The sequence below is a fragment of the Grimontia sp. SpTr1 genome (assembly GCF_947387585.1).
Taxonomy (GTDB): Bacteria; Pseudomonadota; Gammaproteobacteria; order Enterobacterales; family Vibrionaceae; genus Enterovibrio; species Enterovibrio indicus.
In genome coordinates this window covers 486,723-511,655 of the sequence record NZ_CANDOD010000001.1, presented here as the reverse complement: position 1 = coordinate 511,655, position 24,933 = coordinate 486,723, and the positions used below count along the sequence as shown (strand labels likewise).

Annotated in this window: 23 protein-coding genes; 12 read left to right on the top strand and 11 right to left on the bottom strand. The window is 46.4% G+C overall.

The genetic code is table 11. The features are described from left to right. The first annotated feature begins 105 nt into the window (after positions 1-105). The 5 genes from QL223_RS02375 to QL223_RS02355 all read left to right on the top strand — a co-directional run bounded on the left by QL223_RS02375 (position 106) and on the right by QL223_RS02355 (position 5,328). Complete coding sequence (locus QL223_RS02375) at positions 106-1,068, top strand: transposase (protein WP_281543772.1); 963 nt, start codon at positions 106-108, stop codon at positions 1,066-1,068. A 373-nt stretch (positions 1,069-1,441) separates the two neighbouring features. Further along, positions 1,442-1,837, top strand: coding sequence for a hypothetical protein (locus QL223_RS02370; RefSeq protein WP_281543771.1), 396 nt, complete (start codon positions 1,442-1,444; stop codon positions 1,835-1,837). A gap of 389 nt (positions 1,838-2,226) precedes the next feature. Further along, the gene (locus QL223_RS02365) at positions 2,227-2,826 is read left to right on the top strand and encodes a hypothetical protein (protein WP_281543770.1); all 600 of its coding nucleotides are present in this window, start codon (positions 2,227-2,229) and stop codon (positions 2,824-2,826) included. Positions 2,827-2,979: 153 nt separating this feature from the next. Then, positions 2,980-3,615 carry a hypothetical protein gene (locus QL223_RS02360; RefSeq protein ID WP_281543769.1) on the top strand — a complete coding sequence of 212 codons (636 nt, stop codon included), beginning with the start codon at positions 2,980-2,982 and terminating at the stop codon, positions 3,613-3,615. Positions 3,616-3,774: 159 nt separating this feature from the next. Beyond that, entirely contained in the window at positions 3,775-5,328 is a 1,554-nt protein-coding gene (locus tag QL223_RS02355; protein WP_281543768.1) for an SIR2 family protein, read from the top strand. Between the two features lie 149 nt (positions 5,329-5,477). On the opposite strand, the gene QL223_RS02350 is transcribed toward QL223_RS02355, so the two are convergent. From QL223_RS02350 to QL223_RS02340, 3 genes are all read right to left on the bottom strand, one after another. Next, on the bottom strand, positions 5,478-6,224 hold the full coding sequence (locus tag QL223_RS02350) for a hypothetical protein (protein ID WP_281543767.1): 747 nt from the start codon (positions 6,222-6,224) through the stop codon (positions 5,478-5,480). Between the two features lie 32 nt (positions 6,225-6,256). Continuing rightward, complete coding sequence (locus QL223_RS02345; protein WP_281543766.1) at positions 6,257-6,706, bottom strand: hypothetical protein; 450 nt, start codon at positions 6,704-6,706, stop codon at positions 6,257-6,259. Between the two features lie 94 nt (positions 6,707-6,800). Further along, positions 6,801-7,853, bottom strand: a complete 1,053-nt coding sequence (locus tag QL223_RS02340) for a LacI family DNA-binding transcriptional regulator (RefSeq protein ID WP_281543765.1) — start codon at positions 7,851-7,853, stop codon at positions 6,801-6,803. Between the two features lie 292 nt (positions 7,854-8,145). Here QL223_RS02340 and QL223_RS02335 point away from each other — a divergent pair, with 292 nt between their 5' ends. From QL223_RS02335 to QL223_RS02325, 3 genes are all read left to right on the top strand, one after another. Next, on the top strand, positions 8,146-9,387 hold the full coding sequence (locus QL223_RS02335) for a YbiU family protein (protein ID WP_281543764.1): 1,242 nt from the start codon (positions 8,146-8,148) through the stop codon (positions 9,385-9,387). A 72-nt stretch (positions 9,388-9,459) separates the two neighbouring features. Continuing rightward, the gene (locus QL223_RS02330) at positions 9,460-9,756 is read left to right on the top strand and encodes a Dabb family protein (protein ID WP_002538078.1); all 297 of its coding nucleotides are present in this window, start codon (positions 9,460-9,462) and stop codon (positions 9,754-9,756) included. A 42-nt stretch (positions 9,757-9,798) separates the two neighbouring features. Next, positions 9,799-10,623, top strand: a complete 825-nt coding sequence (locus QL223_RS02325) for an aldo/keto reductase (RefSeq protein ID WP_281543763.1) — start codon at positions 9,799-9,801, stop codon at positions 10,621-10,623. An 89-nt stretch (positions 10,624-10,712) separates the two neighbouring features. Here the strand turns inward: QL223_RS02325 and QL223_RS02320 are convergent, their stop codons facing one another. The 3 genes from QL223_RS02320 to QL223_RS02310 all read right to left on the bottom strand — a co-directional run bounded on the left by QL223_RS02320 (position 10,713) and on the right by QL223_RS02310 (position 13,126). Next, complete coding sequence (locus QL223_RS02320; protein ID WP_281543762.1) at positions 10,713-10,865, bottom strand: hypothetical protein; 153 nt, start codon at positions 10,863-10,865, stop codon at positions 10,713-10,715. A 331-nt stretch (positions 10,866-11,196) separates the two neighbouring features. After that, on the bottom strand, positions 11,197-12,156 hold the full coding sequence (locus QL223_RS02315) for an ornithine cyclodeaminase (RefSeq protein WP_002538074.1): 960 nt from the start codon (positions 12,154-12,156) through the stop codon (positions 11,197-11,199). Between the two features lie 13 nt (positions 12,157-12,169). Then, on the bottom strand, positions 12,170-13,126 hold the full coding sequence (locus QL223_RS02310; protein ID WP_251880126.1) for a threonine/serine dehydratase: 957 nt from the start codon (positions 13,124-13,126) through the stop codon (positions 12,170-12,172). Between the two features lie 238 nt (positions 13,127-13,364). Between QL223_RS02310 and QL223_RS02305 the strand changes: the two genes are divergently transcribed. Beyond that, entirely contained in the window at positions 13,365-14,279 is a 915-nt protein-coding gene (locus QL223_RS02305; protein ID WP_281543761.1) for a LysR substrate-binding domain-containing protein, read from the top strand. A 143-nt stretch (positions 14,280-14,422) separates the two neighbouring features. Here the strand turns inward: QL223_RS02305 and QL223_RS02300 are convergent, their stop codons facing one another. After that, positions 14,423-15,328, bottom strand: a complete 906-nt coding sequence (locus tag QL223_RS02300; RefSeq protein ID WP_281543760.1) for a LysR family transcriptional regulator — start codon at positions 15,326-15,328, stop codon at positions 14,423-14,425. Between the two features lie 133 nt (positions 15,329-15,461). Here QL223_RS02300 and QL223_RS02295 point away from each other — a divergent pair, with 133 nt between their 5' ends. After that, on the top strand, positions 15,462-16,388 hold the full coding sequence (locus tag QL223_RS02295) for a DMT family transporter (RefSeq protein ID WP_281543759.1): 927 nt from the start codon (positions 15,462-15,464) through the stop codon (positions 16,386-16,388). A 91-nt stretch (positions 16,389-16,479) separates the two neighbouring features. Here the strand turns inward: QL223_RS02295 and katG are convergent, their stop codons facing one another. The 4 genes from katG to QL223_RS02275 form a co-directional block, all read right to left on the bottom strand. Next, complete coding sequence (gene katG, locus QL223_RS02290; protein ID WP_281543758.1) at positions 16,480-18,657, bottom strand: catalase/peroxidase HPI; 2,178 nt, start codon at positions 18,655-18,657, stop codon at positions 16,480-16,482. Between the two features lie 320 nt (positions 18,658-18,977). Continuing rightward, a complete protein-coding gene (locus QL223_RS02285; RefSeq protein WP_002538066.1) occupies positions 18,978-19,310 on the bottom strand; it encodes a PepSY domain-containing protein in 333 nt (110 codons plus the stop codon). Between the two features lie 318 nt (positions 19,311-19,628). Continuing rightward, on the bottom strand, positions 19,629-20,657 hold the full coding sequence (locus tag QL223_RS02280) for a methionine synthase (RefSeq protein ID WP_002538064.1): 1,029 nt from the start codon (positions 20,655-20,657) through the stop codon (positions 19,629-19,631). Positions 20,658-20,702: 45 nt separating this feature from the next. Next, positions 20,703-21,677 carry a DUF1852 domain-containing protein gene (locus tag QL223_RS02275; RefSeq protein ID WP_281543757.1) on the bottom strand — a complete coding sequence of 325 codons (975 nt, stop codon included), beginning with the start codon at positions 21,675-21,677 and terminating at the stop codon, positions 20,703-20,705. A gap of 249 nt (positions 21,678-21,926) precedes the next feature. Between QL223_RS02275 and QL223_RS02270 the strand changes: the two genes are divergently transcribed. Both QL223_RS02270 and QL223_RS02265 read left to right on the top strand, forming a co-directional pair. After that, positions 21,927-22,736, top strand: a complete 810-nt coding sequence (locus QL223_RS02270; protein WP_002538062.1) for a sulfite exporter TauE/SafE family protein — start codon at positions 21,927-21,929, stop codon at positions 22,734-22,736. Between the two features lie 610 nt (positions 22,737-23,346). Beyond that, entirely contained in the window at positions 23,347-24,933 is a 1,587-nt protein-coding gene (locus QL223_RS02265; protein ID WP_281543756.1) for an ABC transporter substrate-binding protein, read from the top strand.

Here is a 24,933-nt window from a genome sequence, read left to right as displayed (position 1 = left end):
GCATGCTTGCACATCGCCTCATACCTGTTCATTTATCCAGCAGGAGTAGGCCAACTCAGTTAGTGTAAGTGAATTCAATGATGACCATAAGTATTCGAATTCGCCATGACAACCGCTCGCTCCTCGCTCATTAATACTGAAGCCACAACTTACTATCACTGCATATCTCGCTGCGTTCGCCGTTCATTTCTTTGCGGCTTTGACAATGCACAGGGTAAGTGCTTTGAGCACCGTCGAGGATGGATAGAGAAACGTCTACTCTCATTATCGAAGGCGTTCTGTATCGATGTGTGCGCCTACGCCATTATGAGCAATCATTATCACGTCGTTTTGCATATCAACATAGAGAGAGCCATGGTGTTATCACCATTAGAGGTGGCCGAGCGGTGGTTAGCATTTCATCAAGGCCCTGTGCTGATACAACGCTTTATGCGGGGTGAAGAAATGTCAGAGGCTGAAAATGAACGATGTCTGGAATTCATTGAAACGTGGCGAGCACGCTTAACCTCTATCAGCTGGTTTATGCGCCTGCTAAATCAATACATTGCTGCAGAAGCAAACCGTGAAGACCAGTGCACTGGTCACTTCTGGGAAGGGCGTTTTAAGAGCCAAGCATTGTTGGATGAAAAGGCGCTGGCTGCCGCGATGGCCTATGTTGACCTCAACCCGATACGCGCTGATATCGCCGATTCGCCTGAGTCCTCTGAGTACACGTCGGTCAAAGCCCGAATTGAAGCACTGAGAAATGACCAGGTGAATGCTGAAGGCTTACATGTTTTCGCGGGATATCCGCGTAAAGACCAGCCAGACGGTATCCCCTTTCGGTTATTGGACTATCTGGAGTTGGTTGAATGGACGGGCAGGCAAGTTCGTGATGATAAGCGCGGCCAGATAGATGCTAAATTACCACCATTACTGGAACGCCTTGGTATTGAACCGTCCCTTTGGCTAAGAACAACCTCAAACATCGAAGCTGGTAATATGGTGGGGACGGGTAACGCCATTAAAGCAGCATTACCGCTTCTTCAGCGCCAGAGAGTCTCAGGAATACGTTTACCTGACAGCTAATCGTCCTCTCTCTATTCTGTCCTTAAACAATCAGGTCTTTGGCTGATATTTTTATTGCCTGCAATTTAGATAAATTAAGCCGGAAGTCGATTAGGCGGCAACGCCAATGTTGAACTCCTCCAAATAGTCACCCAAATATGCGGTTTACTCAATAAGGGAAATACTATCTGCCCTATTTCTCTTGTTTTGTCTGTCCTGCTAAAACCGTCGTCGTGCTTCTCACACCATGCAATGACCCCTCCATTTTCTTGATGTCACACGCACACAATATTGTGATTCTTTGAAGGCATTCTCACCTGAAAAGACCTTCCTTTTTCAAAACTATTAACGCGTTGGATAATCGCTACCAATTTGGTTAAAGGATTGACCCAACATGCTGAAAGATGACGACTTTAAAATCGACCACGAATTCTTCCACTTCCGCAAAGACCAATATGCGCTCTGGAAAATCAAAGATGCCAGAGTCAAACAGCTCTCCCTACTGGATAACCTGCTCTATATCTTCTTCTGGATTTGGATCTTCTCCGGCGGTGTCTGGCTCGCCTACTCCCAGTTTCAGAACAAAGGTGTGCTTGGGCTGGCACTTGTTCTGACTGGCTTAGGCGCATTTTCTACCTTCAAACGCGCCAAGTATTCCCTGCAATTAGAAATCAACCATGCCGACACCACAGGTGTGCAATGGGTGAATGTGAAAAAGACCAATAATGAAGCGGATAAATTGGTGTTGGAAAAGCAGGTGTTGGTGATTAAAGGGTTAAAGACGGGTTAATTGAAACCCCATATTAATCTCAAAATAAAACCTTACATTTTTATTGATGAACAACTCACCAAACGAGATGAAGTGCGAGCGAAATCATGTAAGCATATCAGTGCTTGGTGGTATATTCACGCCGGAAATTACAGACACTATATGGCGTGTTACGTGCCGAAAAGTAAAGAGCGGTAGCATGGAGTAAAGATGCTATAAGAGAGTTAGGCGCATCTTCAATTCGATAAGAGATATGCCATTACCTCAGCTTTCTCCAATCAATGCTGAATTTCATAACTGTATACTAAGGCAGCAGTTACCAGAGACACATCTTTGTGATCAAAAATGACATATTGTCGTGTTTAATTCCGACACTTTGTCACTTAATACAAGGCTTCAGAAGACAAACGATGGAAAGACAAGAAATAGTAGAATTGTATGAATGTGAATTAAGTAAATTTTATGAGAATATGTTTGAATTTTGGAATCAGATGCCAAGTGAGTTTATTTCCGGCTTTGTAGAATTCTTTCCGAAAACTATCTATTTGGTTCATTCGCGCGGAGGAGATCTGCCTAAGCTTAAAGAAGATTTAAACTCATTCATTTCAAATAAAGTAAATAAATTGGTGGCTAGTGTTGAGAAGATGCGAGCAGACGATTGGAAAAAAATACATACTATACACATTGACCCACCCCTAACATTCACACAGAAAAGTATCAATAACTGCCTATATCCTGCAGAGTTAAGTGGCTATATAGATAAACTCATAGATGAAGTTCTTACCGAGATTTATACTACCACTAAATATTCTAATTGGATGCAATCCGACTTCCCCAAAATCAATCATTTTGAGCTTTCAAAATTTCTCAAGCTTCCTAATTTTTTTATTGAAAGAATGAAGCGACTTAGAGAGTTAGAGTTACAAGCGCTTCGAATTCACCAAGAAGATAGGACTCATGAAGTATCTAAGCAAAGAGAGATTGCACGAGATGTATGGACAAAAGCCTAACAAAGCATTTAAGAGTGGTTAGCAACACTTGCCGTTTTCGCATACCTCGAAGCTTAGGCAAGCACTGCTCATACCTTAATGCTGCGCTAGGTTTTAATCGGAACACCCATTCATATAAAATCAGTCTCTTTTTGTTAGTCAGGTAGTTAAGTCATGGGAAGTTGGGGCATTAATCGAGAAAATTGGAGTCGTTGGGGAGTTCTCGAAAGATGTACTTATATTGGTGGGATTCTAGCGATACCAAGCTTTCTTATAGGTCTAATTGGTTTAGCAATCGGTATTTGGTCATTTGAAATGTCTACTTCGACAAATATGACAGTAACGAGCCTAGATACTAAAATTAATGACAGTCGTAGTAGTTTGATTCATGTGGTACCTGATGACGTCATCTTTGATATTGATAAGCACTCAGATGACCGAACAAGCAAGTGGGTTGCAACCATTCAAATTCAAGCAAGAAAGACCCCTATATTGCTGGTTAAAAAAGCTGAACTAGTAAGTTTTCAGTTAGACGGGCAATACTTTAGTACTCCTGAAGTTCAATTTGAAAAGAGGGTTGAATTAACCAACGTTGAACTAGACACAATTAGCCTAGAGAATATTGGTGACATTGCTGAAATGAAGTTGAAATTTGAACCCGCTTCAATTTACGTAAGTCCTCATCAACTTGTTTGGCGTAGAGAAAATCTCAGAGATAAAAAAGCAGGTGTCATCGTAGCAAAGGTTTATTACGTTTTTGACGGTCAAGAAATCAGTGAAACGGTCAATATGACAATTAGATTTGAGTAACAAAGATTAAAATAAACGTTTAAGAATAATTCCCAATGCGTGGCATTTTTCATTCCATCGTTGGTTTTTTAAAGTGGTATGGTTAGTTTTAGTGGTGGCGTTGTTCACCACTTATCTTGGCGTTAAAAATACATATCGGTTTCAGAGGTATCGATAAAAGTGACAATAAAAGATAATTTAGTCAATGTCTTTCAAACAAGGAACGCAGGTCCGTTCCTATTTGTTGGTTCTGGCTTTTCAAGAAGATATCTTGGACTAGAAGATTGGAAAGGATTACTTCAACGCTACTGTGTTTCGGGAAAGCCGTTTGAATATTACCTTGCTTCAGGGGATGGAACATATCCTACTGCTGCTCGATTAATTGCCGAGGATTTTAATCAAGTTTGGTGGGTTTCTGACGATTATGCTGATAGCCGAGCGAAATATAGTGAGCGAGTTACAGACTCAACCTCTGCATTGCGCATTGAGGTTTCACAATATTTATCCAATATCGATGAAGAAAAGGTACAAGGTAACCCCTACGAAGATGAAATTAAACTGTTATCCAATTTAAACGTCGATGGTATTATAACAACTAACTGGGATTGTTTCCTTGAACAAATTTTCCCTGATTATCGTGTTTATACTGGCCAAAATGAGCTTTTATTTTCAAACCCTCAATCGATTGGTGAAATCTATAAAATACATGGTAGTAGTCATAGACCAAGAAGTTTGGTTTTAACAGATCAGGACTACCATGACTTTAATGCGAAGAACGCTTATTTAGCGGCAAAGCTAATTACCATTTTCGTAGAGCATCCTGTAGTTTTCATTGGCTACTCATTATCTGATGAAAACATTAGCGATCTATTGAGTGCGATATCGCTATGCATTGGAAAAGAAAACATAAATCAACTGAGGCAAAATCTAATCTTTGTGCAAAGATTAGGCGAGGGAGATATTGAGGGGATATCAGACACATACCTTACTATTAATTCCGTCCAAATCCCAATCGTGTTAGTTAAAACCAACGATTTTTCATCAATATATGAGGCTATTGATGCAACTAAACGAAAAATACCCGCTCGTATATTGCGTTACTGTAAAGAACAGCTTTACAACTTAGTTCAGTCTAATGCTCCGGAAAAGAAAATTTGTGTTGTAGGGATTGATGAGGTTGAGAAGCACGAAGACGTCGAATTTGTAGTCGGTATTGGAGTTGCGGCGGCTCAAGAAGAACAAATAAGTAAGATTGGCTATAAGGTATTGTCTATTATCGACTTATTTCATGACTTGATGTTTAACGACAGAGAGCTTGATGCTACGGCTGTGGTTAGTGAAGTAATTCCTACTGTTGGCAGGTATTCTGCAAATGTGCCCGTTTTTAAATACCTTCGTAGCATGGGGATTACTTCCCTAGAGGAATACAAAGCATCAGGATTGGCTCTTGACAAGTGGGTTCTAAGAGACATGGCTAGTTTGCAAGTTAAAGCTCACGCTAGACCTTTCGTGAAACATCATAAAAACAAGAATAGTGAAGAAATTATCGCTACTTGTACTCCTGAAAACGCTGCTATTTATATCCCATTTTTAAAGCGAGATGCTATCAATTTAGAGGCTGTGAAAGAGTTTCTTAAAGAGAATGAGACAAAATTTGAGCAATGTAACTCCACTTACTCAAGCTATTATCGAAAGTTAGCATCTATATATGATCGCTATAAGTACGGGTGGTAATGTACTTTTAACAAACTCTTCAAGAGTGATTCTGGACCTTTAGTGGACATGCACTTCAGTTCAAACGGGGTTCTATGCCAGCTTACTTAGTTGTTTGGATAGGCATCTACAAGCACTCCAGAACAACCAAGCAGCCATACACATGGCTGCTACTCCCCTTCACTCAAGGGAAAAACCTTCTCACCATTAATCGTGATCTCAAAAGATACCACCTCCCAGCCATCTTCAACGTCCAGATCAATCAGGATTCCATTGCCAACGCCGACATAGGAGAAGAGAGAAAAATCGAACTCTCTTCCGTTTTCCAAAGAGCCTTCCATCCTCATTATTCTTTTGCACGCTGGAAAGATGTGGCCATTGATATCCAGCTCTTCAATACCTAAGAAGGTCACCGTCGTTTCTACTTCTACTTCTGGTTGCTCCACACCATCAATAAAATACTTGATGATATTTTCTGATTTGTATTTTTCCCCCTTGAACAAATCATCTTTGCCCTGAATTCCTGAAGGGAAGTAATACCAATCTTCATTTCCTTCAATCGACCCGTAAAACACATTGTAAGTGGAGAAAGAGATTTCTTCTGGTTTATCTGGGTCTAGGGTATAGAAGTGCCCATCTTTGTGTTTTTTGCGTTTATAAACGAAAAATTGGGTCGCTTTCTCGCCGGGCATTCTGGGGACTGATACTTCACCTCCTGTTACCACTTTCTCACCCGCGCCATAGGAATAGTTGTGTGAGTCTTTCAATCGGTAGATGTAGTCCACCGTGTATTCTGCTCCCTCTTTGTCTAGCGCTTCGTTAAAGCAAAGAGAGGAACTCACACTGCGGTCTATCTCTTCACACCCCGTCAGGAACAGGACAAGAAAGGTAAAAAGGCCGTACTTGGCAAACGTCATACAACAATCCTGTTTTTATCCATCACCAAAGGTCAACAGCCCCTAGAAACTTTAGATTCTTGCTCTGGCTGCTTCTCGCTCGCTTTTTGGTTGTCACGCGGCTCATTTTTCAAGAAAGCAAAGGTCAATGCGATCATGCCCATCGCCAGTGCATTGATGGAAAAACCGACCCTATCCGCTGCGGGAGAGTCGATCACGCCATCCCATATGGAGACGTAAATCGAAATGCCTGTTTTAAAGTAGAAGTCTGGGTAGTCAGGGAGAAGTGTCACCGACTGCATCAAATAAAAGATGATGAGCATCCATTTACCGACTTTGTTGTTCAGTAAAACAAAAAGGCAGGTAACGTAACCAAATAGCAGGTAGGCAAGGTAATCGGCTCGATAAGCGAAATACTCGTCGTAGATGGCATATTCATTGAATGACGCCATCAGGAGCAATATCAGGGTAATCGCGACAAGGAGTATCTTTGATTTGTTCATAGGAGGTACTGCATTAACGAACAACTCATTCGATATTATCACCACCGATCGTGCCCTCCCCCGCTCAAAAATGGGAAAGCCAATAATGGCGACTTTATATGTCGTTTAAGGCAGGCGTCGAATCGCGCACCACTAACTCTACGCCAATGAGTACCTTGTGATTGCTTTGAAACGCTTCTCCGTCTGATTCCAGAATGATTCCTAACAGGCGGCATGCCTCATGCGCCAATGATTCGGCACTCACTCTTACTGTTGTTAGCGAGGGAGCAAGCAAGCGACTGTCATCCAAATCATCAAAACCCACCACCGCAATGTCTTGACCAGGCAGCAGGTTTCTCTCGCGAAGCGCGCCATAGACGCCATAAGCGACCACGTCGGTGAAACACACCATCGCTGTGATTGAGTCGTCTTTATCGAGTAATTGGTGGGTGAATTCTTTACCACCCAAGCGTTTGGTAGACCCTGGCAAAATGTCACCGTCTTGGATGGGGACGTTTTCTTCTGCCATGGCATCAATAAAACCCTGTCGGCGTTCTCGGTAGTCAGAGATGCTTTCAACACCGCCCACAAAGGCGATGCGTCGGTGACCCAGAGCAAGAAGGTGTTTTGTCGCCATATAGCAGCCCTGTCTGTTATCAGGCATGACAGTGGGTGCGCCTCCCCCGTCGATTTGCCGCATCATGGTGACGATCGCACTGCCATTCGATGCAAGTGATTGCATCCATTCCGCAGAGGTGTCAGGAGCCGGGACAATCAAATAGCCACAGACATTGTATTCTTTGAGCGAGGCGACGATAGATTGCTGACGCGATAAGCTCTCATTGATGTTCACAATGATGGGTGTCAGGCCTAACTCATCAAGGCGTGCCTCAAGCGCAATGATCACTTGTGCCAGGTAAGGGTTGGCTAAGTCATTGGCAATGATGGCGACCAGTGTGGATGTTTTACTCCTTAAACCCGCAGCTTCCCGGTTATATACATAACCGATCTCATCCATCGCCTCTCTGACACGAACGCGGGTTGCCTCAGCCACGCCTTTCGCATTTCGAATGACCAGTGACACTGACGATTTGGAGACACCAGCCCGCTTTGCAACATCGATCACTGTCGGCTTTTTGCTTCTTGCGTTCTCTTTTTTAACCAACACTTTCTCCTGACTGGTATACCCAAACAACCTAAAGATAATTGTACTCAGAGGTCATATCCATTTGATGACATTAAGGATATCTGAACGATGAATAGTTGCAGACTCTCAATTTCAATACTCTCTCTTCACTTAAATATACATAAATAACTGGAACGTTCCAGTTGACTGTGTATATTAATAACAAATCGCTCAATAAATGTTCAACAAGAGATGACGCGCTGACCATTCCGATCAAAACTGTCCTCGGTGAGTACCGAAGAAAGGACGCGATGCCAAATGAAGGAGAGCAACCATGGCCTTATCCAAAGACAACTTGCCACTGCAAATCAAGAAGTTAAAAGCAACGCTGCGCCAACAAATCCCTGATTACAAGGAAAGGTTCAAAGAGATTCAGCAAGCAGTGCGTGAGGATGTTAAGCGCATCAAGTCACTTGAAACGACAGGTAGTGCCATTCCGGTTTATGAGTTTTCCCAAGTACAGGCGCAGGGCCAATTTAGTGCACAACAGCGCAATGCCATTCATCAGGCGGGCTGCTGTATCATTCGAAATACGCTGCCTACTGAAGACGTTCAGCAAAAGAATGATGAGCTGTCGGACTACATTGTTGGCAACGGTTATTACGAGCAAACCACGGATGTTGAAGACAATTATTTTAGTCAGCTGAAATCTGACAAACCGCAAATCTTCGGTATCTATTGGTCAAAGCCTCAGATCTGGGCGCGACAACATCCGAATATGGCTGCTGTTCGACAATACCTTAATGCGCTTTGGGTATGGCAGGAGAACGGTGAAACCTACTTTGACCCCACAAAAGACGTCACGTATGCAGACCGCGTTCGCCGCCGTGAACCCGGCGATACCACGCTGGGTCTCTCTCCGCATGTGGACGCTGGGTCTGTCGAACGTTGGCTTGACCCAAGCTACCGAAAGGTATTTGAGAAAATATTCGGCGGCGACTGGCGTTCACATAATGCCTTTCATGGTGCACACCGCATCAACGTAGAAGAGTTTCCCTCCCCTGCAGTTTGCAGTGTGTTTCGTTCCTTCCAAGGGTGGCTGGCACTGACGTCACAAGGCCAGGGTGATGGCACCTTAAAAGTCGTGCCTTCTATACTCACCATGCCTTATATCCTGCTGAGAGCGCTTCAAGATGATGTGCCTGAAGATAGCTTATGTGGTGCAGAGCCATGTCGGGCGCTCACCGTTTCAGAGCAATGGCATAGCGATCTGTTAGAAGGCTTAGTGTCAATTCCAAAAGTGAATCCTGGCGACACGGTATGGTGGCATCCGGACACCATTCATGCGGTCGAAGATCAGCACACGGGCGATGGGTACAGCAATGTTCTTTTCATTGGTGCCGCGCCTTCATGTCAGAAGAACATCGACTACTCGCTAAAACAAAAGGCCGCTTTTCTGAAGGGAGAAAGTAGCCCTGATTTCGCCGCTGAAAACTATGAGGTGAATTACAAGGACCGAGCCACAGAGACTGACCTCTCTGCGTTGGGTAGACAGCAAATGGGCTTTGACGTCTAACGCCATTCCGCGCGGCGTTTGAATAATCACAGAATACAAAATGGAAGACCGGCAAAAGGGAGTCACACAACAATGATCAGACATATCTTGCTCATCAAATTTATAGAGAGCGCTACCGAAGACCAAATCAACCATATCAAAGCACTCTTTCTGGATGTCCCTAAAAAAATCGACGGGGTTGTTTCCGTCGAGTGGGGAGAAAACGACAGTGACGAGAACCTCAACAAAGGGTGTACCCATGCGGTACTGATGACGTTTGCAAACCAAGCAGGCCGAGAGCAGTACCTTCCACACCCGGAGCATGACAAACTCAAACTTGATTTCGTGCCACTCATTGAGGACATCACTGTCTTTGATTACAGCCTGTGATTGTCGATATCAGGAACACAATTCTAGATAAGGAGTATCGCAATGAATGTGTGCTTTCAAGGCGTTAATCAACGGGTTTTCGGGACCTATCCTCTCAATGGTGACACTCTGACAACAGCAGTTCATCATGCCTTTGAGGCAGGTTACCGCGCGTTCGACACGGCACAAATGTACGGGAACGAGGCGAGCTTAGGCGAAGCATTGTCTCAATTGCCCGTAGAAAGGGAGGCACTGTGCATTACCACCAAAGTGCACCCTGACAACTTCCATGACCGCCACTTTATACTGTCGGTGAAAGACAGTCTCAAGGCACTGAAATTACAATATGTTGATGTTCTCATGTTGCACTGGCCGCCTGCAGATGGCGATGTTGGCCCATCACTGTGGATGCTGGAACAAGCGCATAGATTGGGGTTAGCGAAGCATATTGCGGTGTCTAATTATAACGCTCGCATGATGAGAGAAGTGCGAAAGACCATTGAAACGCCGGTCGTGACCAATCAAGTCGAGTTCCATCCTCTATTGAACCAAGAACAGCTACTACTGACGGCCACTGAGACCTCGATTCCCCTTTCTTCCTATTGCTCAGTCGCAAGGGGGGAAATTTTCAAACATTCCCTCTTTGCTGATATCGCACAATGCTACCAAAAGACCAGCGCACAAATCGCATTGCGCTGGGCGCTTCAGAAAGGGGTAGCGATTACCACCATGTCTACAAAACAGGAAAACATTCGCGCTAACTTCGATGTTATGGACTTCACCTTATCAAGCATTGAAATGGCGAAAATTGATGCATTAACCGATACCAATATGCGCATAGTGACGAAAGAGCTCTCGCCCTGGGCTCCCGATTGGCAAGAGACTTAACGGCTCTCGCGATAAAGCCAGTTCCTCTGAACTGGCTTTGACGATCACCGGGCGATTCTAACCTTGGTTAAACAGGTTAACGCTATCTGTTATGCGAAGGCTTTTTGAATGTTTAGCATCTCGATGCCACGAACCTGCATAGCGTCGACCGCTAATACATGAGCAGTAGGGTCAATAGTGCAACAACACTCTTCAGTGACTTTCGGGTTGTATTTTTTGGCCGCTGTCGGGCTTACCATCATCCAATACTTGCAGAAATTACGCCTTCACCATGCCTGCCAATTAATTGAGCTAACAGGGAAAGGGATTACCGAGATTTCTTATGAAGTGGGATATCAAGATATCAGTGCTTTTCGGAAGATGTTCTTGCGTGAATTTGGCCTGACACCGACCGAGTTTAGAAGACGTTTTAGTACTAACAGAGTCGCTGCAGAAAATGAGTCCGCATTCTAATTCTGTTGTCCGTTGGCTTCACTCTCTGTTGGCAAAACGCGAAGTACCGATTCACCAAGGTGAGAGACGAAGCCAAGCGTAAGGATGTTTTCAGCAATGGAGAATCTTCAGCCACGCCTGTTAAGCCAATGCCGATTCGGAGACTCTTGCCAGACAATATTCCGAGATCGCTAAGTCTAATTTGGCGACACCGGTTAAATCGCAGATTGTCAGTCCCTTTACCGCACCACGGCCAACCTTTTCCAGTGAAATAGGCTTGATGACCTCATCTATCTCCTGTTCTGATATGCCTTTTAGCTCACCCAAAGTCAAAGACTGACTGATGTCATCGCATATCCAACGATCACTTTCCAACACTAAGGCCTCTTCAAGTTCTCGTTTTTCCTTACTGTCAGACCCCATGGCGATAATCAGTCGATCGCGCTGTTTACCTTCCCCGAGAACAACCTTTCTGTGGAGGACCGGCGTGCGACTGGTCGTTGCAGTGATCACCAAATCTGCTTCTGCTAATGCTGCGCTTTCATCGCCGTAACACTGGATGTCTATGTGGTGAGTTTCGTTTGCCCAGTCAGCAAAACCTTTGAGACCTGCTGCACTTCTGCCAAAACATCGAATTTCACTCGGGCGTCTCACCAGTAGCAAGGCAGAAAGCTGCATTCTTGCCTGCCTTCCAGTACCCACAATCACTGCGACATCGATGTTTTCCGGTGCCAGTAGATCAACGGCATACCCGCCCGCAGCCGCAGTGCGAATTTGAGTAAGATACCCATTATCAGCAAGCACAGCATGTAACTGGCCTGACGTCGAATGATATAGCGCATTCATGCCATGAGTTTGGGAGACACCGCCTCCGTCTAGCCGATAATTTCCTGCCATTTTGACAACGAAATGGGTTTGATCCGCCGAGTAAAACGATTTGACACATAGCAGCCCATTTAATGGCTCCAGCATCATCTGTTGGACCGGAGGCTGACAGGAAAAACTGGCCTCCCCCGACTGAAAAGCCGCCCCCATTTCATAGACGACTGCGCTCGTCAGAACAACGGCATCACGGATTTCTGGTTCATTCAATACAATCATATTTCTGTCGCCTTCAGAGGTTCACGGAAAAATCGCGGTTTCGGCCACTCACAGCGCAGATGACACTTTTGCCTTCTAGCCTTTGATCATCAACCAAGGCCGCAGCAAGTGTGATCGCGCCACAAGGCTCGGTAGCAAGCCCCAGATAAGATTGGAGTATTTTCATTGAGGTGAGCACCTCTTCGTCGGACACGGCTACAAATCGGCTCACACTGCCCTTAACAATCGGCCATGTCAGCTCACCAGGCATTGGGTGTGGCGGCAAAATAGCATCACATATTGAAGGGCGCTGCTGTGCCGCATGTGTCCGCTCCCCATTGAGCATGGAGTGGTACCAGGGTCGCGAAACCTCAGACTCAACGCCAACAATTTCACACTGCGGAAATGACTTGGAGATAGCAATCGAAACACCCGCAATGTAGCCGCCGCCAGAAGCGGGAACGTAACAATAGTCCGGAGAGATTTGATGAAGGAGGCAATAGTCGACCATCTCAAGCCCGCTTGTCCCCTGACCGGCAATGACCTCTGGGTGGTCATAAGGCCGAATCAGCGTCATTCCGTACTCGTTCTGATACTTCTCAGCCAAAGCCTCTCTGGTTTCATTTTCCGGGTCAAACAGCACAACGTCGGCACCCAGCAAGCGTGTGTTTTCAATTTTTATCGCGTTAGCTGTCTTCGGCATAATGACCACACTTTTCACCCCAAATAGCTGCCCCGCATAAGCCACAGCCTGCGCGTGATTACCTGTTGAGAACGCAACCACACCAGCTTTTTTCTGCTCGTTGGTCAAACAGCAAACCGCATTGATCGCGCCGCGCAGTTTAAAGGCGCCTGTCGGACACAAACTGTCCGCCTTAATCAAAGCCTTTCCTTTGAGTTGTTTGTCGAGCAAAGGCGAAGACAGCATGGGTGTTGCGCCCATATAAGGTGCGATGTTTCGTTTCGCATCCATCAACATCTGGTGATTCACTTTCCGTCTCCTTGTTTGTGCCGGCGCTAAATCCGCACCTTTGGATTTTTTGGGTATATTCCGCATCATTCTCGATGCGCTTTCCAATCGTCCTTACCCTTGAAAGTCTAGAGACCAACAGCACGAAAACAATCAGGGTTTCTTGCACAAACACTTTAGAAAAACTTAAATGTGAGGACGAAATGAAACAAAACCTAATGTAAGGACACTGCCGATAACGATGCCTAGCTTTCCATCAATGAACGCACTGCGCGTATTCGCAGCAGTAGGGAAATACCAAAGTATTCAGCAGGCGGCTAAAACACTTCACATCAGCGAGTCCGCGGTTAGCCAGCAAATAAAAAACCTTGAAGAAAGGTTACAGGTGCAACTGATCGAGCGGGTTGGCAGAACCATCAAACTTACCGAAAAGGGAGCGCTGTTCTACCCTTTCATTGACAACGGAATGGTCTGTTTTACCGAAGGGCTCGACGCACTTGAAACCTTAAACCGTGAAAAGCTAGTGACCATTTCAGTGATTCCCTCAATGGCAAAGTGGTTGATCCACAGGCTTCCAGATTTCAAGAAATTTCACCCTGAGATACGGGTTAGAGTTCACTCAAGCAACATTCCCACGAATGAAACCAACACCGAGGTGGATCTCTCTTTGAGATTTGGCCTTGGCAATTACCCTGGAATGACAACAACGCCAATTCTTCATGACAAAATTGTCATTGTAGTTGCACCTTCATTGTTAGCAGAAGGTGCAGGGATAAATCTCTCAGAGTATGCGCTCTCGCTGCCCTGGTTAGGCTATCACGCCAAGGATATTGAAGATGTTAACCAGGCGATCCAGCGATTTACCGATGATAAAACCCAGAATATTAGTAAGTTGGCATCAAAAATAGATGTTCATGACGCTATCTTTGTACTGGAGGCGGCGATTTCGGGTCAAGGTGTTGCGGTAACTAAACATACCTTGGCTCTGCCTTATCTCACCTCATCCAAGCTGCATTGCTTGTTTGAAATGCCGACTTTTACTGCGTTTCGTTACTTCATTGTACACCCCAAAAAGCGCCCGCTGTCTGTAGAGGCTGAAACCTTTCAAAACTGGTTAATGACCGCGCTTCCAGAAGATTTTCCAGAGTTGGTCCTAAGGTCTGTTGACCTTTGATGATGATTTTTGCAGCAGTTTCTGGGGACTTTATACAAGGCAGAGGCTTCGATGTTTAGCTGACATACATGAGAAGCCGATAACGAAGGAGAAAGTCCCCCCACAAACGCTGCCCGATATAATTAAACAATTGGCCTAAAGACCTAACTCGACTCATTCTGCGAAAACCATTGCTGCAAAGATTCGGCCGTGGTCTTGATTGCTTCATTTTTGCTGTCTGATTTTCGGCTGATAATGTACCAGGTTAATGGGAGTCCTTGTTTGGTCACTGATACCGCAGCCACCAGCGCTTGTTTTATCGAACGCTTCAGCGCCCAGCGGGAAAGAATACTCACGCCTAAATCGACAGCAATCATTTCTACGATCGCATCGGTCATCTCCACCACTTGCATGTGTGGAATACGAATACCGGATGGGCGGATAAAGCGCTCGTATTCAAAACCGGGAAGCGCATCCAGACTGTAAGTGAGGTAATCCACATTCACTAGATCCTGCGCTTCTATCCACGGTTTGGAAGTCAGACGGTGATCAGGATGCGTCACCAGCACCAGTTCATCTTCCATCAGGGGTTTGCAATTCAACGCGGGGTTTTCTGAGCGCGCCGGAGAAATGATGATGTCGGTTTTCCCAGTTATCAGGGTAGCTTCGGCATCTCGTGTTGCTGCCGCTACAAAATCGATTTGCAGCTTTTCCCTGCTGAACGCAAGCGATTTTAGAAACCCCGGCACCCAGTGATAGGCAGAGTATTCTGCAATCCCTATTCGCACTAGGTAACTGGCATTGGCGGCGGTGCGCTCGAATTCGTCTTCTGCCCGTGATAGCTCCGGTAGGATGGATGATGCTGTTTGGATCAATGCTTGTCCGGCGGGTGTCGGTTTGAGTTTTCGTCCATCCCGCTCGAAGATCGCGCTGCCTAATCGGCGCTCCGCTTCTGCAAGCCGATGACTCATGGCGGGTTGAGTCACGCCCAGTACGTCTGCCGCCGCACCTAAACTGCCGTATTTTCCAATCGCATCAAGCAACTGCCAATGGCGGATCTCCAGCCTCATACATGCATTCCTTTTATGTATAGTTAGAGTTATTCATTAATCATTCTACATCAAAACCGTTAGCATTCTTCTGTCGCTCTTAGAAAGCATGAGTTTTTAACAACATGGTTCCTTAAAAGCAGGAGGGAAGCAGATGATGGGTATTTGGATGGTACTGGCAGCCGCATTCGGATTCAGTTCGAACCCTTTGCTGGCGCAGTTGTTATTGAGTCAGGGATTCTCGGCGGATTCTATCACTCTGTACCGCTTTGCTATCCCAACACTCTTGATGTTGCTTTTGATGAAAAAGCGCCCTGTGTTTGATGGCGAGTTTCTCCGTTTCGCGGCCGTCGGTGGGCTTTCGGCTATCGGTATGTTGGCCTTTATGACAAGCCTGACCAAGCTCGAACCCAATACGGTGATTTTGACGTATTACGCCTACCCCATGTTCGCGATTTTGCTGGGCTGGCTTTGCTTCAACAAAACCATGAGCCGCAACCGGATGATCGCGGCCATGCTGATCGCTATCGCTGTCGGCGTCATGCAAGACGCTCAGGGTTTCAATGCGTCCTGGTTAGATTTGTTGGTTTGTCTTGCTGCACCCGCGTCGTTTGCAGTGGTGATCAATATGTTTTCTCTGCCAGAGAAAAATCACGATGCCGCAGCCAGAATGTTCGCGGCCTTGTTGGGGAATGTTGTCGTCCTTGTGCCTATTACGCTGTTTAGCCAACAGGCGTTTTCGTTGCCCTCTACGCTTGAGCAACTGGGGCTTGTTTTGGCACTCGGCGTGCTTTCTGCGGCCCTGCCCCAATACTTGTTTTCACGCGGCGCGCAGCTAGCGGATATGGAGAAAACCACCATGGTCAGCAGCTGTGAAGTGGTGTTTGCGTTAGGGTTAGGGTGGTTTTTTCTGGGTGATGCATTACGCATGAACGACCTAATGGCAACCACACTGATTTTGCTGGCGGGGTTGATTCGATATGAAGGCATACCAGTACCAATGGATAGTGATAGTGATGGGCGAGCCAAGGAAACCAGCTCAGCTCTTGTCTCCCATAGCACGGAAAACCATTCAGCCTGATGTTTGCGTATTTGAGGTCTTTACTGATTTCAGATAAAAAAATACCGCTCACAAGGAGCGGTATTTTCATTTATTGCATCATGAACTGGGTTTAAGCGATGTCGAAACGGTCTGCGTTCATCACTTTGGTCCATACAGCAACGAAGTCCTTCACGAATTTCTCTTTGCTGTCGTCCTGCGCGTAGATTTCTGCATACGCACGCAGGATGGAGTTTGAACCGAACACCAAATCAACACGGCTTGCGGTGTATTTCACTTCGCCGCTCTTACGTGAAACGATGTCGTAAGAGTTACGGCCCGTTGGTTTCCACGCATAGTTCATGTCGGTCAGGGTCACGAAGAAATCGTTACTCAGGGTGCCGACGCGATCTGTAAATACGCCGTGTGCAGAGTCACCGTGGTTGGTACCCAGAACACGCATACCACCCAGCAGCACTGTCATCTCTGGTGCGGTTAAGCCCAGCAGCTGTGCACGGTCCAGCAGCATTTCTTCTGGCGCGACAGCGTAGTGCTGTTTCTGCCAGTTGCGGAAACCATCTGCCAGCGGTTCCAGCACAGCGAAGGATTCCACATCAGTTTGTTCTGCCGTTGCATCACCACGACCTGCTGCGAATGGCACTTCCAGTTCGAAACCAGCAGCTTTCGCGGCTTGCTCCACACCCAGGTTACCCGCCAACACAATCACGTCTGCGACGCTGATACCGAACTCGTCCGCGATTGGCTCAAGCACAGACAGCACTTTTGCCAGACGCTCAGGCTCGTTGCCCTGCCAGTCTTTCTGAGGCGCAAGGCGTATACGTGCGCCGTTTGCACCACCACGTTTGTCAGAGCCGCGGAAGGTGCGTGCGCTGTCCCACGCAGTAGATACCATTTCACTGATAGACAGGCCGCTTTCTGCGATTTTCACTTTCACAGCTGCAACATCGTAGTCCGCTTTACCTGCTGGGATTGGGTCTTGCCAAATCAGATCTTCTGCCGGTACATCTGGACCCACATAGCGAGATTTAGGCCCCAAATCACGGTGCGTCAGTTTGAACCAGGCACGCGCGAACACTTCTGAGAAATAAGCCGGGTCAGCATGGAATTTCTCCGAAATCTTGAGGTAATCCGGGTCGATTTTCAGCGCCATGTCAGCATCTGTCATCAATGGGTCATGACGAATGCTTGGGTCTTCCACGTCTACCGGCTTGTCTTCTTCTTTAATATCGACAGGTTTCCACTGCCACGCACCTGCTGGGCTCTTAGTCAGTTCCCACTCATGCTTCAACAGCATGTCGAAGAAGCCGTTGTCCCATTGCGTTGGGTTGGTCGTCCACGCCCCTTCAATACCACTGGTGACGGTGTCGCGACCCACGCTGCGGGTCGTGTGGTTCTGCCAACCCAAGCCTTGCTCATGGATATCTGCGCCTTCTGGCGCTGGGCCCAGATTTGCCGCATCGCCATTACCGTGTGCTTTACCTACGGTGTGGCCGCCTGCTGTCAGCGCAACGGTTTCTTCATCATCCATGCCCATGCGAGCAAATGTCACACGCATATCCTGCGCGGTTTTCAGAGGATCTGGGTTACCGTCTACCCCTTCTGGGTTAACGTAGATAAGCCCCATCATCACGGCAGCCAGTGGGTTTTCCAGATCGCGCTCGCCTTCTGCCGCGTAGCGACCATTCTCACCGCCGCTTGGTGCCAGCCACTCTTGCTCTGATCCCCAATAGATGTCTTTTTCTGGGTGCCAGATATCTTCACGGCCAAACGCAAAGCCAAAGGTTTTCAGACCCATGGACTCATAAGCCATGTTACCCGCCAGGATCATCAGATCACCCCAGCTGATTTTATTGCCGTACTTTTGTTTGATAGGCCAAAGCAAGCGGCGTGCTTTATCCAGGTTGGCGTTGTCTGGCCATGAGTTCAGGGGAGCAAAACGCTGGTTACCTGTGCTCGCACCACCGCGGCCATCACCGATACGGTATGAACCTGCTGAGTGCCACGCCATGCGGATCATTAAACCGCCGTAGTGACCCCAATCGGCAGGCCACCATTCCTGACTTTCTGTCATCAGCGCTTTCAGGTCAGTTTTCAGCGCTTCTACATCAAGCGTTTTGAGTGCCTCTCGGTAATCAAAGTCTTCACCAAGAGGGTTAGATTTGTTGTCGTGCTGATGGAGGATGTCCAGGTTGAGCGCCTTCGGCCACCAGGCCACGTTTGAGGTTCCGGTACTTGTCATTGCGCCATGTACTACAGGACATTTTCCTGATGCATTGTGTTTATTGTCCATAATCCCGCCTTTTGTTTATTGTCTCTTTTGGTTTAAAGGTAGTCTGCTACTTACCTCAGCAATGCATCAAAAATAATCCCTTATTGATAATGGTAACAATTGCTTTTTCCTATACCTGCAATTGGCTTGATCTATGTTAATTTTTGGAGGGGTTTTGGACACTTTTAATACACTGTATTCTGTCGTAAAGGAAGTGCTGGAGAGCGCGGGTAGGTGTTTGGAGCTGGTCTGTGCCGGTGGAAGCGAGTAAAAATTTGGATGTTGAGAAAAAGGCCACTTCACGTAGGGCATGAAGCAGCCAATGACATTATTTATCTACGTCATTTATCTGTATCGCCAGCCACACCTTCATGTGAAAGGTCGCCTGAAAGCTCTGCTTGGATTTCCGCCAGGCTTTCTTTTTCAGCCGCTACGATTTTGCCGCTGACTGCGTCTACTTCCACTTCGTATGCCTGCTCGCCAGATCTGACAAACACGTCCCACTGAGTATCTGGTTCGTCAAAACGGATACCTAGCACTTCAACGCCCACTTCCGCCAGCGCTGCTTTGATTGCCGCTTCTTCAGTAATCAATTTGGCGTCTGCTGCGTAGCTTGAAACGCTGAATGCGCCCACAGAAGCCAGAAGTGCACTACCTAAAATCAGTTTTTTCATTTGTCTGTCCTTAACGTTATTTTCACCAAGAGAGCCTTGCCTCGGAGGTTGTTGAAGGTTTGAAAATCTGAGAGCGCCTTCAGCAAAATGGGCAATGCCTCACATCAGTCGTGACAGAGTAAAAGCAGTGGTGTGAAAAAAATGTGAAAGCGCTTTTTCACATTTTTCCACAGCGTGCTTACAGAGGAAGAGAAAGCACTTAAGCGATTGAAGGAAGTGAAAATAATAGAAAAAGACAGACACATAAGATGTTGTGAATTGGGCACAACATGTATTGACTTGCTGTGTCTGTCTTAAATTTCTCTACCAATATTTAGGTTAAGCAGAGAGTTCTTTTCGGATGATTTCCGCACCTGCACTCAGTGCATTGAGCTTGGCTGTTGCCACTTCGCGGGAAAGCGGTGCCATACCACAGTTGGTGCATGGGTAGAGTTTATCGGCATCAACATATTTCAGCGCTTCGCGCAGCGTGTCAGCCACTTCTTCCGGTGTTTCGATAGTGTTTGTCGCCACATCAATGGCACCTACCATGACTTTCTTACCGCGGATGAGCGACAGCAATTCGATTGGCACGCGGGAGTTATGACATTCCAGCGAGATAATATCGATGTTGGATTGCTGCAGCTTTGGAAAGACTTCTTCGTACTGTCGCCACTCTGAACCCAGCGTCTTTTTCCAGTCGGTGTTGGCTTTAATGCCGTAGCCATAACAGATGTGAACAGCAGTTTCACATTTCAGCCCTTCGATGGCGCGTTCCAACGTGGCAATGCCCCACTCGTTCACTTCATCAAAGAAGACGTTAAATGCAGGCTCATCAAACTGGATGATATCCACGCCGGCCGCTTCCAATTCTTTCGCTTCCTGGTTCAGGATTTTCGCAAATTCCCACGCGAGCTTTTCGCGGTCTTGGTAGTAGCCATCGTAAAGGGTATCGATCATGGTCATAGGACCTGGCAGCGCCCATTTGATTGGCTTGTCGGTTTGCTTGCGTAGGAACTTCGCATCTTCTACAAACACGGACTTTGGACGGGAAACTGGGCCAACCACCGAAGGCACACTCGCTTCATAACGGTTTCGGATTGTCACAGTTTCGCGCTTTTCAAAATCAACGCCATTTAAATGTTCAATAAACGTCGTCACGAAGTGCTGTCGTGTTTGTTCGCCATCGCTGACAATATCGACGCCTGCGACTTGTTGTTCCTGCAATGCCACACGAAGCGCGTCTTGTTTGCCATCAATTAATGCATCACCTTCTAATTTCCATGGTGACCATAGTTTTTCTGGTTCTGCCAACCACGAAGGTTTCGGTAAGCTTCCTGCTGTTGAAGTCGGTAATAGTATTTTCATAATAAATGCTGTCTTTTCTCTTTATTTGTTATTGTTTGATCGTAATTAGGCGTAATTCGCAGACCATTGCTCCAGAACATTTTGGTAAGGCTTGATGAAGTTTTCTTCTGCAAACTTACCTTGTTCAATCGCTAATCGGCTGCGCTCTTCACGGTCATATACAATTTGCGTTAAAGAGTGGTCAGCATTTTTCAAGTTTGGCTGATAACGTTTTCCGGCCACTGCGTTGGCATTGTAAATTTCAGGGCGATAGATTTTCTGGAATGTTTCCATGGTGCTAATTGTGCTGATTAACTCAAGGTTGGTGTAATCATTCAGCAAATCGCCAAAGAAATAGAAAGCTAAAGGTGCAACGCTGTTTGGCGGCATAAAGTAGCGAACCTGAAGGCCCATTTTCTTGAAGTATTGCTCGGTGAGTGAAGACTCATTTGGCTGATATTCCACGCCCAGCACTGGGTGCTGGTTCTCTGTCTGACTGTAGACTTTGTTGTCTGACACACTCAAACAGATCACTGGCGGCTTCTTGAAGTTTTGCTTGTAAGCCTCTGAGTTCACGAAGTGTTTGAACAGCTTGCCGTGCAGCTCACCAAAGTTCTCTGGGATGCTGAACTTAGGCTGGCCCTTGTTGTGATCAAGAAGCAGAACACTGAAATCATAATCACGCACATAAGATGAGAAGTTGTTACCCACAATACCTTCAATGCGCTCGTTGGTTTGGCGATCAAGAATGTTGGTTTTCAGAATCTCAATAGACGGGAATGCCTCACCACTGCCTTCGATATCCATATCAACGGAGATAATTTCCAATTCAACAGAATAACGATCGCCTTTTGGGTTATCCCAATTAGCGAGAGAGTTAAAGCTGTTATCAATCATTCGCAGTGCATTGCGCAGATTACTCTGACGACTATCTCCTCGCGCTAAATTGGCGAAGTTAGTGGTAATTCGGGTGTTGTCTTTTGGCTGATAGTTTTCATCAAAACTAATGCTGTTAATCGCGAACGTAAAATTCTTATTCATGGTGATCGGGTTCCTGATCTAAAGCTGACTTAATTCCTTACTGTTACTGGGCTTTATTTTTGATTGTCACTTTCCCAGTCAGTCGTATTCACTGTTTTTCAGTGATACTTGCATAGTGAGATTTATACGTGCCTCATGGATTTAATGAAAACTCTTTTCCTTCACCTTCATCATGAGAAATCTTCATGATCTATTTTTATTTGTTCGTGTAGGATTTCAGCCTCTTGAAAATAAGCAGAGATGAAATGGATGAGTGATTTGCTTTTATTGTTTATATATTGTGCGCTGCTCGGCAGCGGCGTAGGTTTTCTGGCGGGATTGTTAGGTATTGGCGGCGGGTTGGTGATTGTGCCAATTCTCAGCGTGATTTTGCTTCACTTTGACGTATTGCCAGCACAGCAGGTCGTGGTTGCGGCCATCGCGACTTCATTAGCCTCTATACTCTTTACTTCTACTTCTTCGGCTATCGCTCATCATAAAAACGGTAATGTTCCTTGGGATTTGGCCCCTTGGATCATGACTGGGGTGGCGCTTGGCGCACTTATCAGCGGTTTTCTGGCCGCCTTGTTACCTGAGCAAATAGTTCGCATGGTGTTTGCGGTGAGTGTGGTACTCATTGCATTGAAGATGATTTTCAGCGGCAAGAGCGATGATGACGCTGAGCGTAAACTGCCAAACAAACCCCTACTGACTTTCTTCACCACGATTGTCGGTGGCCTGTCGGCCATGATTGGTATCGGCGGTGGCGCCCTTTTGGTGCCTATGTTGAGCTTCTTTTCTATCGACATGAAGAAAGCGATTGGTTGTGCCTCAGCCTGTGGCATCGTTATCGCTTTGTTTGGTTCGGTGGGTTACATCACATCTGGCAGTGCCCACTTTGCATTGAGCGACGGTTTCGCTGGCTTTGTGTATTTACCTGCGCTGCTGGGTATCGTCTGCACGTCTTGGTTCACTGCGCCTTTAGGCGCGAAGGCGACCCAAACCTTGCCTGTTGCCACGATAAAGAAAGTCTTCGCGCTACTTTTGTTGGCGATGGCGGCGAATATGGCGCTACGTTAAACGAAACTAAGGGGGAAAGATCGTCGGTATCTTTCCCTTTGTTTTCTCTCCACCTGCCTTTTGCTTCCTTTTTAGCTTCTTTTCCTGGGTCTCTTTTCAAAGTTACCGCTCTCTTTTATTTGCGATTGATTCTCATTTACATTAATTTGTATTTTTAATAATTCAATCAATAAATAACCTCTCTAATGGTTCAGTACACCTCTTGAAATTGTTATATCATAACAATTAATGTCAGCAGAATTCGATATAGTGCTTTCTTTTCAAAGTTTTAAAGGGAAACAGTTTTGGGTGTTTTTGCTTCTTGTCCTGGCTTTTGGATTGAGCACGGTTTCTGTGCTCCATGCATTGGAACACCATGAAGACATTCACGCAGGACATCAATGCACGATCTATGAGTCGATTCATCACGCTGTTTTGCACGCTGACTCGGACGTTTTGATTTTGCCGGAACCTCAACCAGTTAGGTCATTCGAAGATAAAACCACATTGAGAACGGCAAGTGTTCGCCCGAGAACCCGCTCTCCCCCAGTATCCTAAAGCACTCTCCTTTTAATACATGTAATACATCACTCAATTTTTTATGACGTTAAGGAATACGTTAGGGACTGTTATGACTGAAATTTCGTACGCCAATGTGGCAAAGAAGAAGAAAATGGTTCGACTGGGCGTGCTCGCCGCAGTTGTTATTGCGGGTGCTGCGTTCTGGTTTTCAGGGCAAAAAACAACGGAACTGACACAAGATAAATCCAACACCTTGTCCATCAGTGGTCCTTGGGAGATAACCAGCTTGGACCCTTCTAAACAAGGCTACATTCTCACCCGTATGCAGGTGATTGAGACATTATTGAACGTTGACCAAAACGGTAACATCACGCCGGGACTAGCTTCAGAATGGACAGTTAGCGACAACGGATTGGATTGGACGCTCACCATTAAAGATGGCGTGACCTTTCATGATGGTACGCCAATGGATATCGAGGCTGTAGTAAACAGCTTAAACCAGTCTTTGGCTAAACACGGTACGCTGGGTAAAGCCTCTATCAAACGCATTGATGCGTTGGGCAACAATCAGGTTGTGTTCAGCCTGAATGAACCTTATGTCGCCTTCCCTGCCTTGCTGACCAACTATTCAACAGCGATCGTGGCACCCTCTTCTTTCAAGGAAGATGGTCAAGTTGAAACCCTGTATGGTACAGGCCCTTATGAAATGGCTAACTTCCAACCACCGCATAAGCTATTGGTGAAGAGGTTTGATGGTTACTGGGGCGATAATGCCAACATCCCCTTTGCTTCTTATCTGACGGGTCACCGCGCGGAAAGCCGGATCCTGCAAGCGAAATCCGGTGAAGCAGACATTGTTTTCACACTCGACCCATCTATGCTCCCGCAACTTGATGGCGCGGATCAGGTTAACGTTCATAGTAACCTCATCCCTCGAACGCTGTTTGTGAAGCTCAACAATGGGCATCCATTCTTGAAAGAAACCGAAGCACGTAAAGCACTTAGTATGGCGATTGACCGCAGTGGCATTGCAAAGAATGTACTTTATGCAGAAGGTTCTGAAACCGCGCAACTGCTTCCTAGCTCGATGTCCAAGTGGTATCTCGATGGTGTCACCAATCAAGAATATGACCTGAGCGAAGCAAAAGCGTTACTTGCAGGTCTTGGTTGGGAGTTAAACGAAGCCGGCGTGCTGGAGCGCGATGGCAAACCTTTCAGATTGACACTGATCACTTATGCGGACCGTCCTGAGCTTGCTACAGTCGCAACTGCCATTCAGGCGCAATGGGCTGAGCTTGGTGTGGATTTAAAAGTAGATATTACCAACTCAAGTATGATCCCTGCCGGTCATACGGATGGCTCATTGGAAGTGGCGTTGATTGCACGTAACTTTGGTTTTATCGCAGATCCTCTGCCAATCATCAGCACCGATTTTTCTAATGGTGGCGGTGATTGGGGCACCATGAACTGGCAAAACGCCGACGTTGACGCCGCGATTGCGGAGCTGGTGCAAACGCAGGATGCAGAAAAAAGCCTGATGCTCAGTCAGAAAGTCGCGAAGGCCATTCATGACGATTATCCTGTGCTGCCGATTGCGAGCTACAGCCAACACACATCGGTCAATAGTCGTGTTGCCAACTTCAGTTTCGACCCGTTCGAGCGCGACTACTTCATCAATCAAATGGACATTAAGTGA

Coding starts and splice junctions, on each gene's coding strand:
- QL223_RS02345 (WP_281543766.1), bottom strand. CDS start 6,706: ATGAACAAATCAAAGATACTCCTTGTCGCGATTACCCTGATATTGCTC.
- QL223_RS02335 (WP_281543764.1), top strand. CDS start 8,146: ATGGCCTTATCCAAAGACAACTTGCCACTGCAAATCAAGAAGTTAAAA.
- QL223_RS02305 (WP_281543761.1), top strand. CDS start 13,365: ATGAACGCACTGCGCGTATTCGCAGCAGTAGGGAAATACCAAAGTATT.
- katG (WP_281543758.1), bottom strand. CDS start 18,657: ATGGACAATAAACACAATGCATCAGGAAAATGTCCTGTAGTACATGGC.
- QL223_RS02370 (WP_281543771.1), top strand. CDS start 1,442: ATGCTGAAAGATGACGACTTTAAAATCGACCACGAATTCTTCCACTTC.
- QL223_RS02365 (WP_281543770.1), top strand. CDS start 2,227: ATGGAAAGACAAGAAATAGTAGAATTGTATGAATGTGAATTAAGTAAA.
- QL223_RS02325 (WP_281543763.1), top strand. CDS start 9,799: ATGAATGTGTGCTTTCAAGGCGTTAATCAACGGGTTTTCGGGACCTAT.
- QL223_RS02360 (WP_281543769.1), top strand. CDS start 2,980: ATGGGAAGTTGGGGCATTAATCGAGAAAATTGGAGTCGTTGGGGAGTT.
- QL223_RS02275 (WP_281543757.1), bottom strand. CDS start 21,677: ATGAATAAGAATTTTACGTTCGCGATTAACAGCATTAGTTTTGATGAA.
- QL223_RS02350 (WP_281543767.1), bottom strand. CDS start 6,224: ATGACGTTTGCCAAGTACGGCCTTTTTACCTTTCTTGTCCTGTTCCTG.
- QL223_RS02315 (WP_002538074.1), bottom strand. CDS start 12,156: ATGATTGTATTGAATGAACCAGAAATCCGTGATGCCGTTGTTCTGACG.
- QL223_RS02330 (WP_002538078.1), top strand. CDS start 9,460: ATGATCAGACATATCTTGCTCATCAAATTTATAGAGAGCGCTACCGAA.
- QL223_RS02270 (WP_002538062.1), top strand. CDS start 21,927: ATGAGTGATTTGCTTTTATTGTTTATATATTGTGCGCTGCTCGGCAGC.
- QL223_RS02285 (WP_002538066.1), bottom strand. CDS start 19,310: ATGAAAAAACTGATTTTAGGTAGTGCACTTCTGGCTTCTGTGGGCGCA.
- QL223_RS02375 (WP_281543772.1), top strand. CDS start 106: ATGACAACCGCTCGCTCCTCGCTCATTAATACTGAAGCCACAACTTAC.
- QL223_RS02265 (WP_281543756.1), top strand. CDS start 23,347: ATGACTGAAATTTCGTACGCCAATGTGGCAAAGAAGAAGAAAATGGTT.
- QL223_RS02295 (WP_281543759.1), top strand. CDS start 15,462: ATGATGGGTATTTGGATGGTACTGGCAGCCGCATTCGGATTCAGTTCG.
- QL223_RS02320 (WP_281543762.1), bottom strand. CDS start 10,865: ATGATGGTAAGCCCGACAGCGGCCAAAAAATACAACCCGAAAGTCACT.
- QL223_RS02280 (WP_002538064.1), bottom strand. CDS start 20,657: ATGAAAATACTATTACCGACTTCAACAGCAGGAAGCTTACCGAAACCT.
- QL223_RS02300 (WP_281543760.1), bottom strand. CDS start 15,328: ATGAGGCTGGAGATCCGCCATTGGCAGTTGCTTGATGCGATTGGAAAA.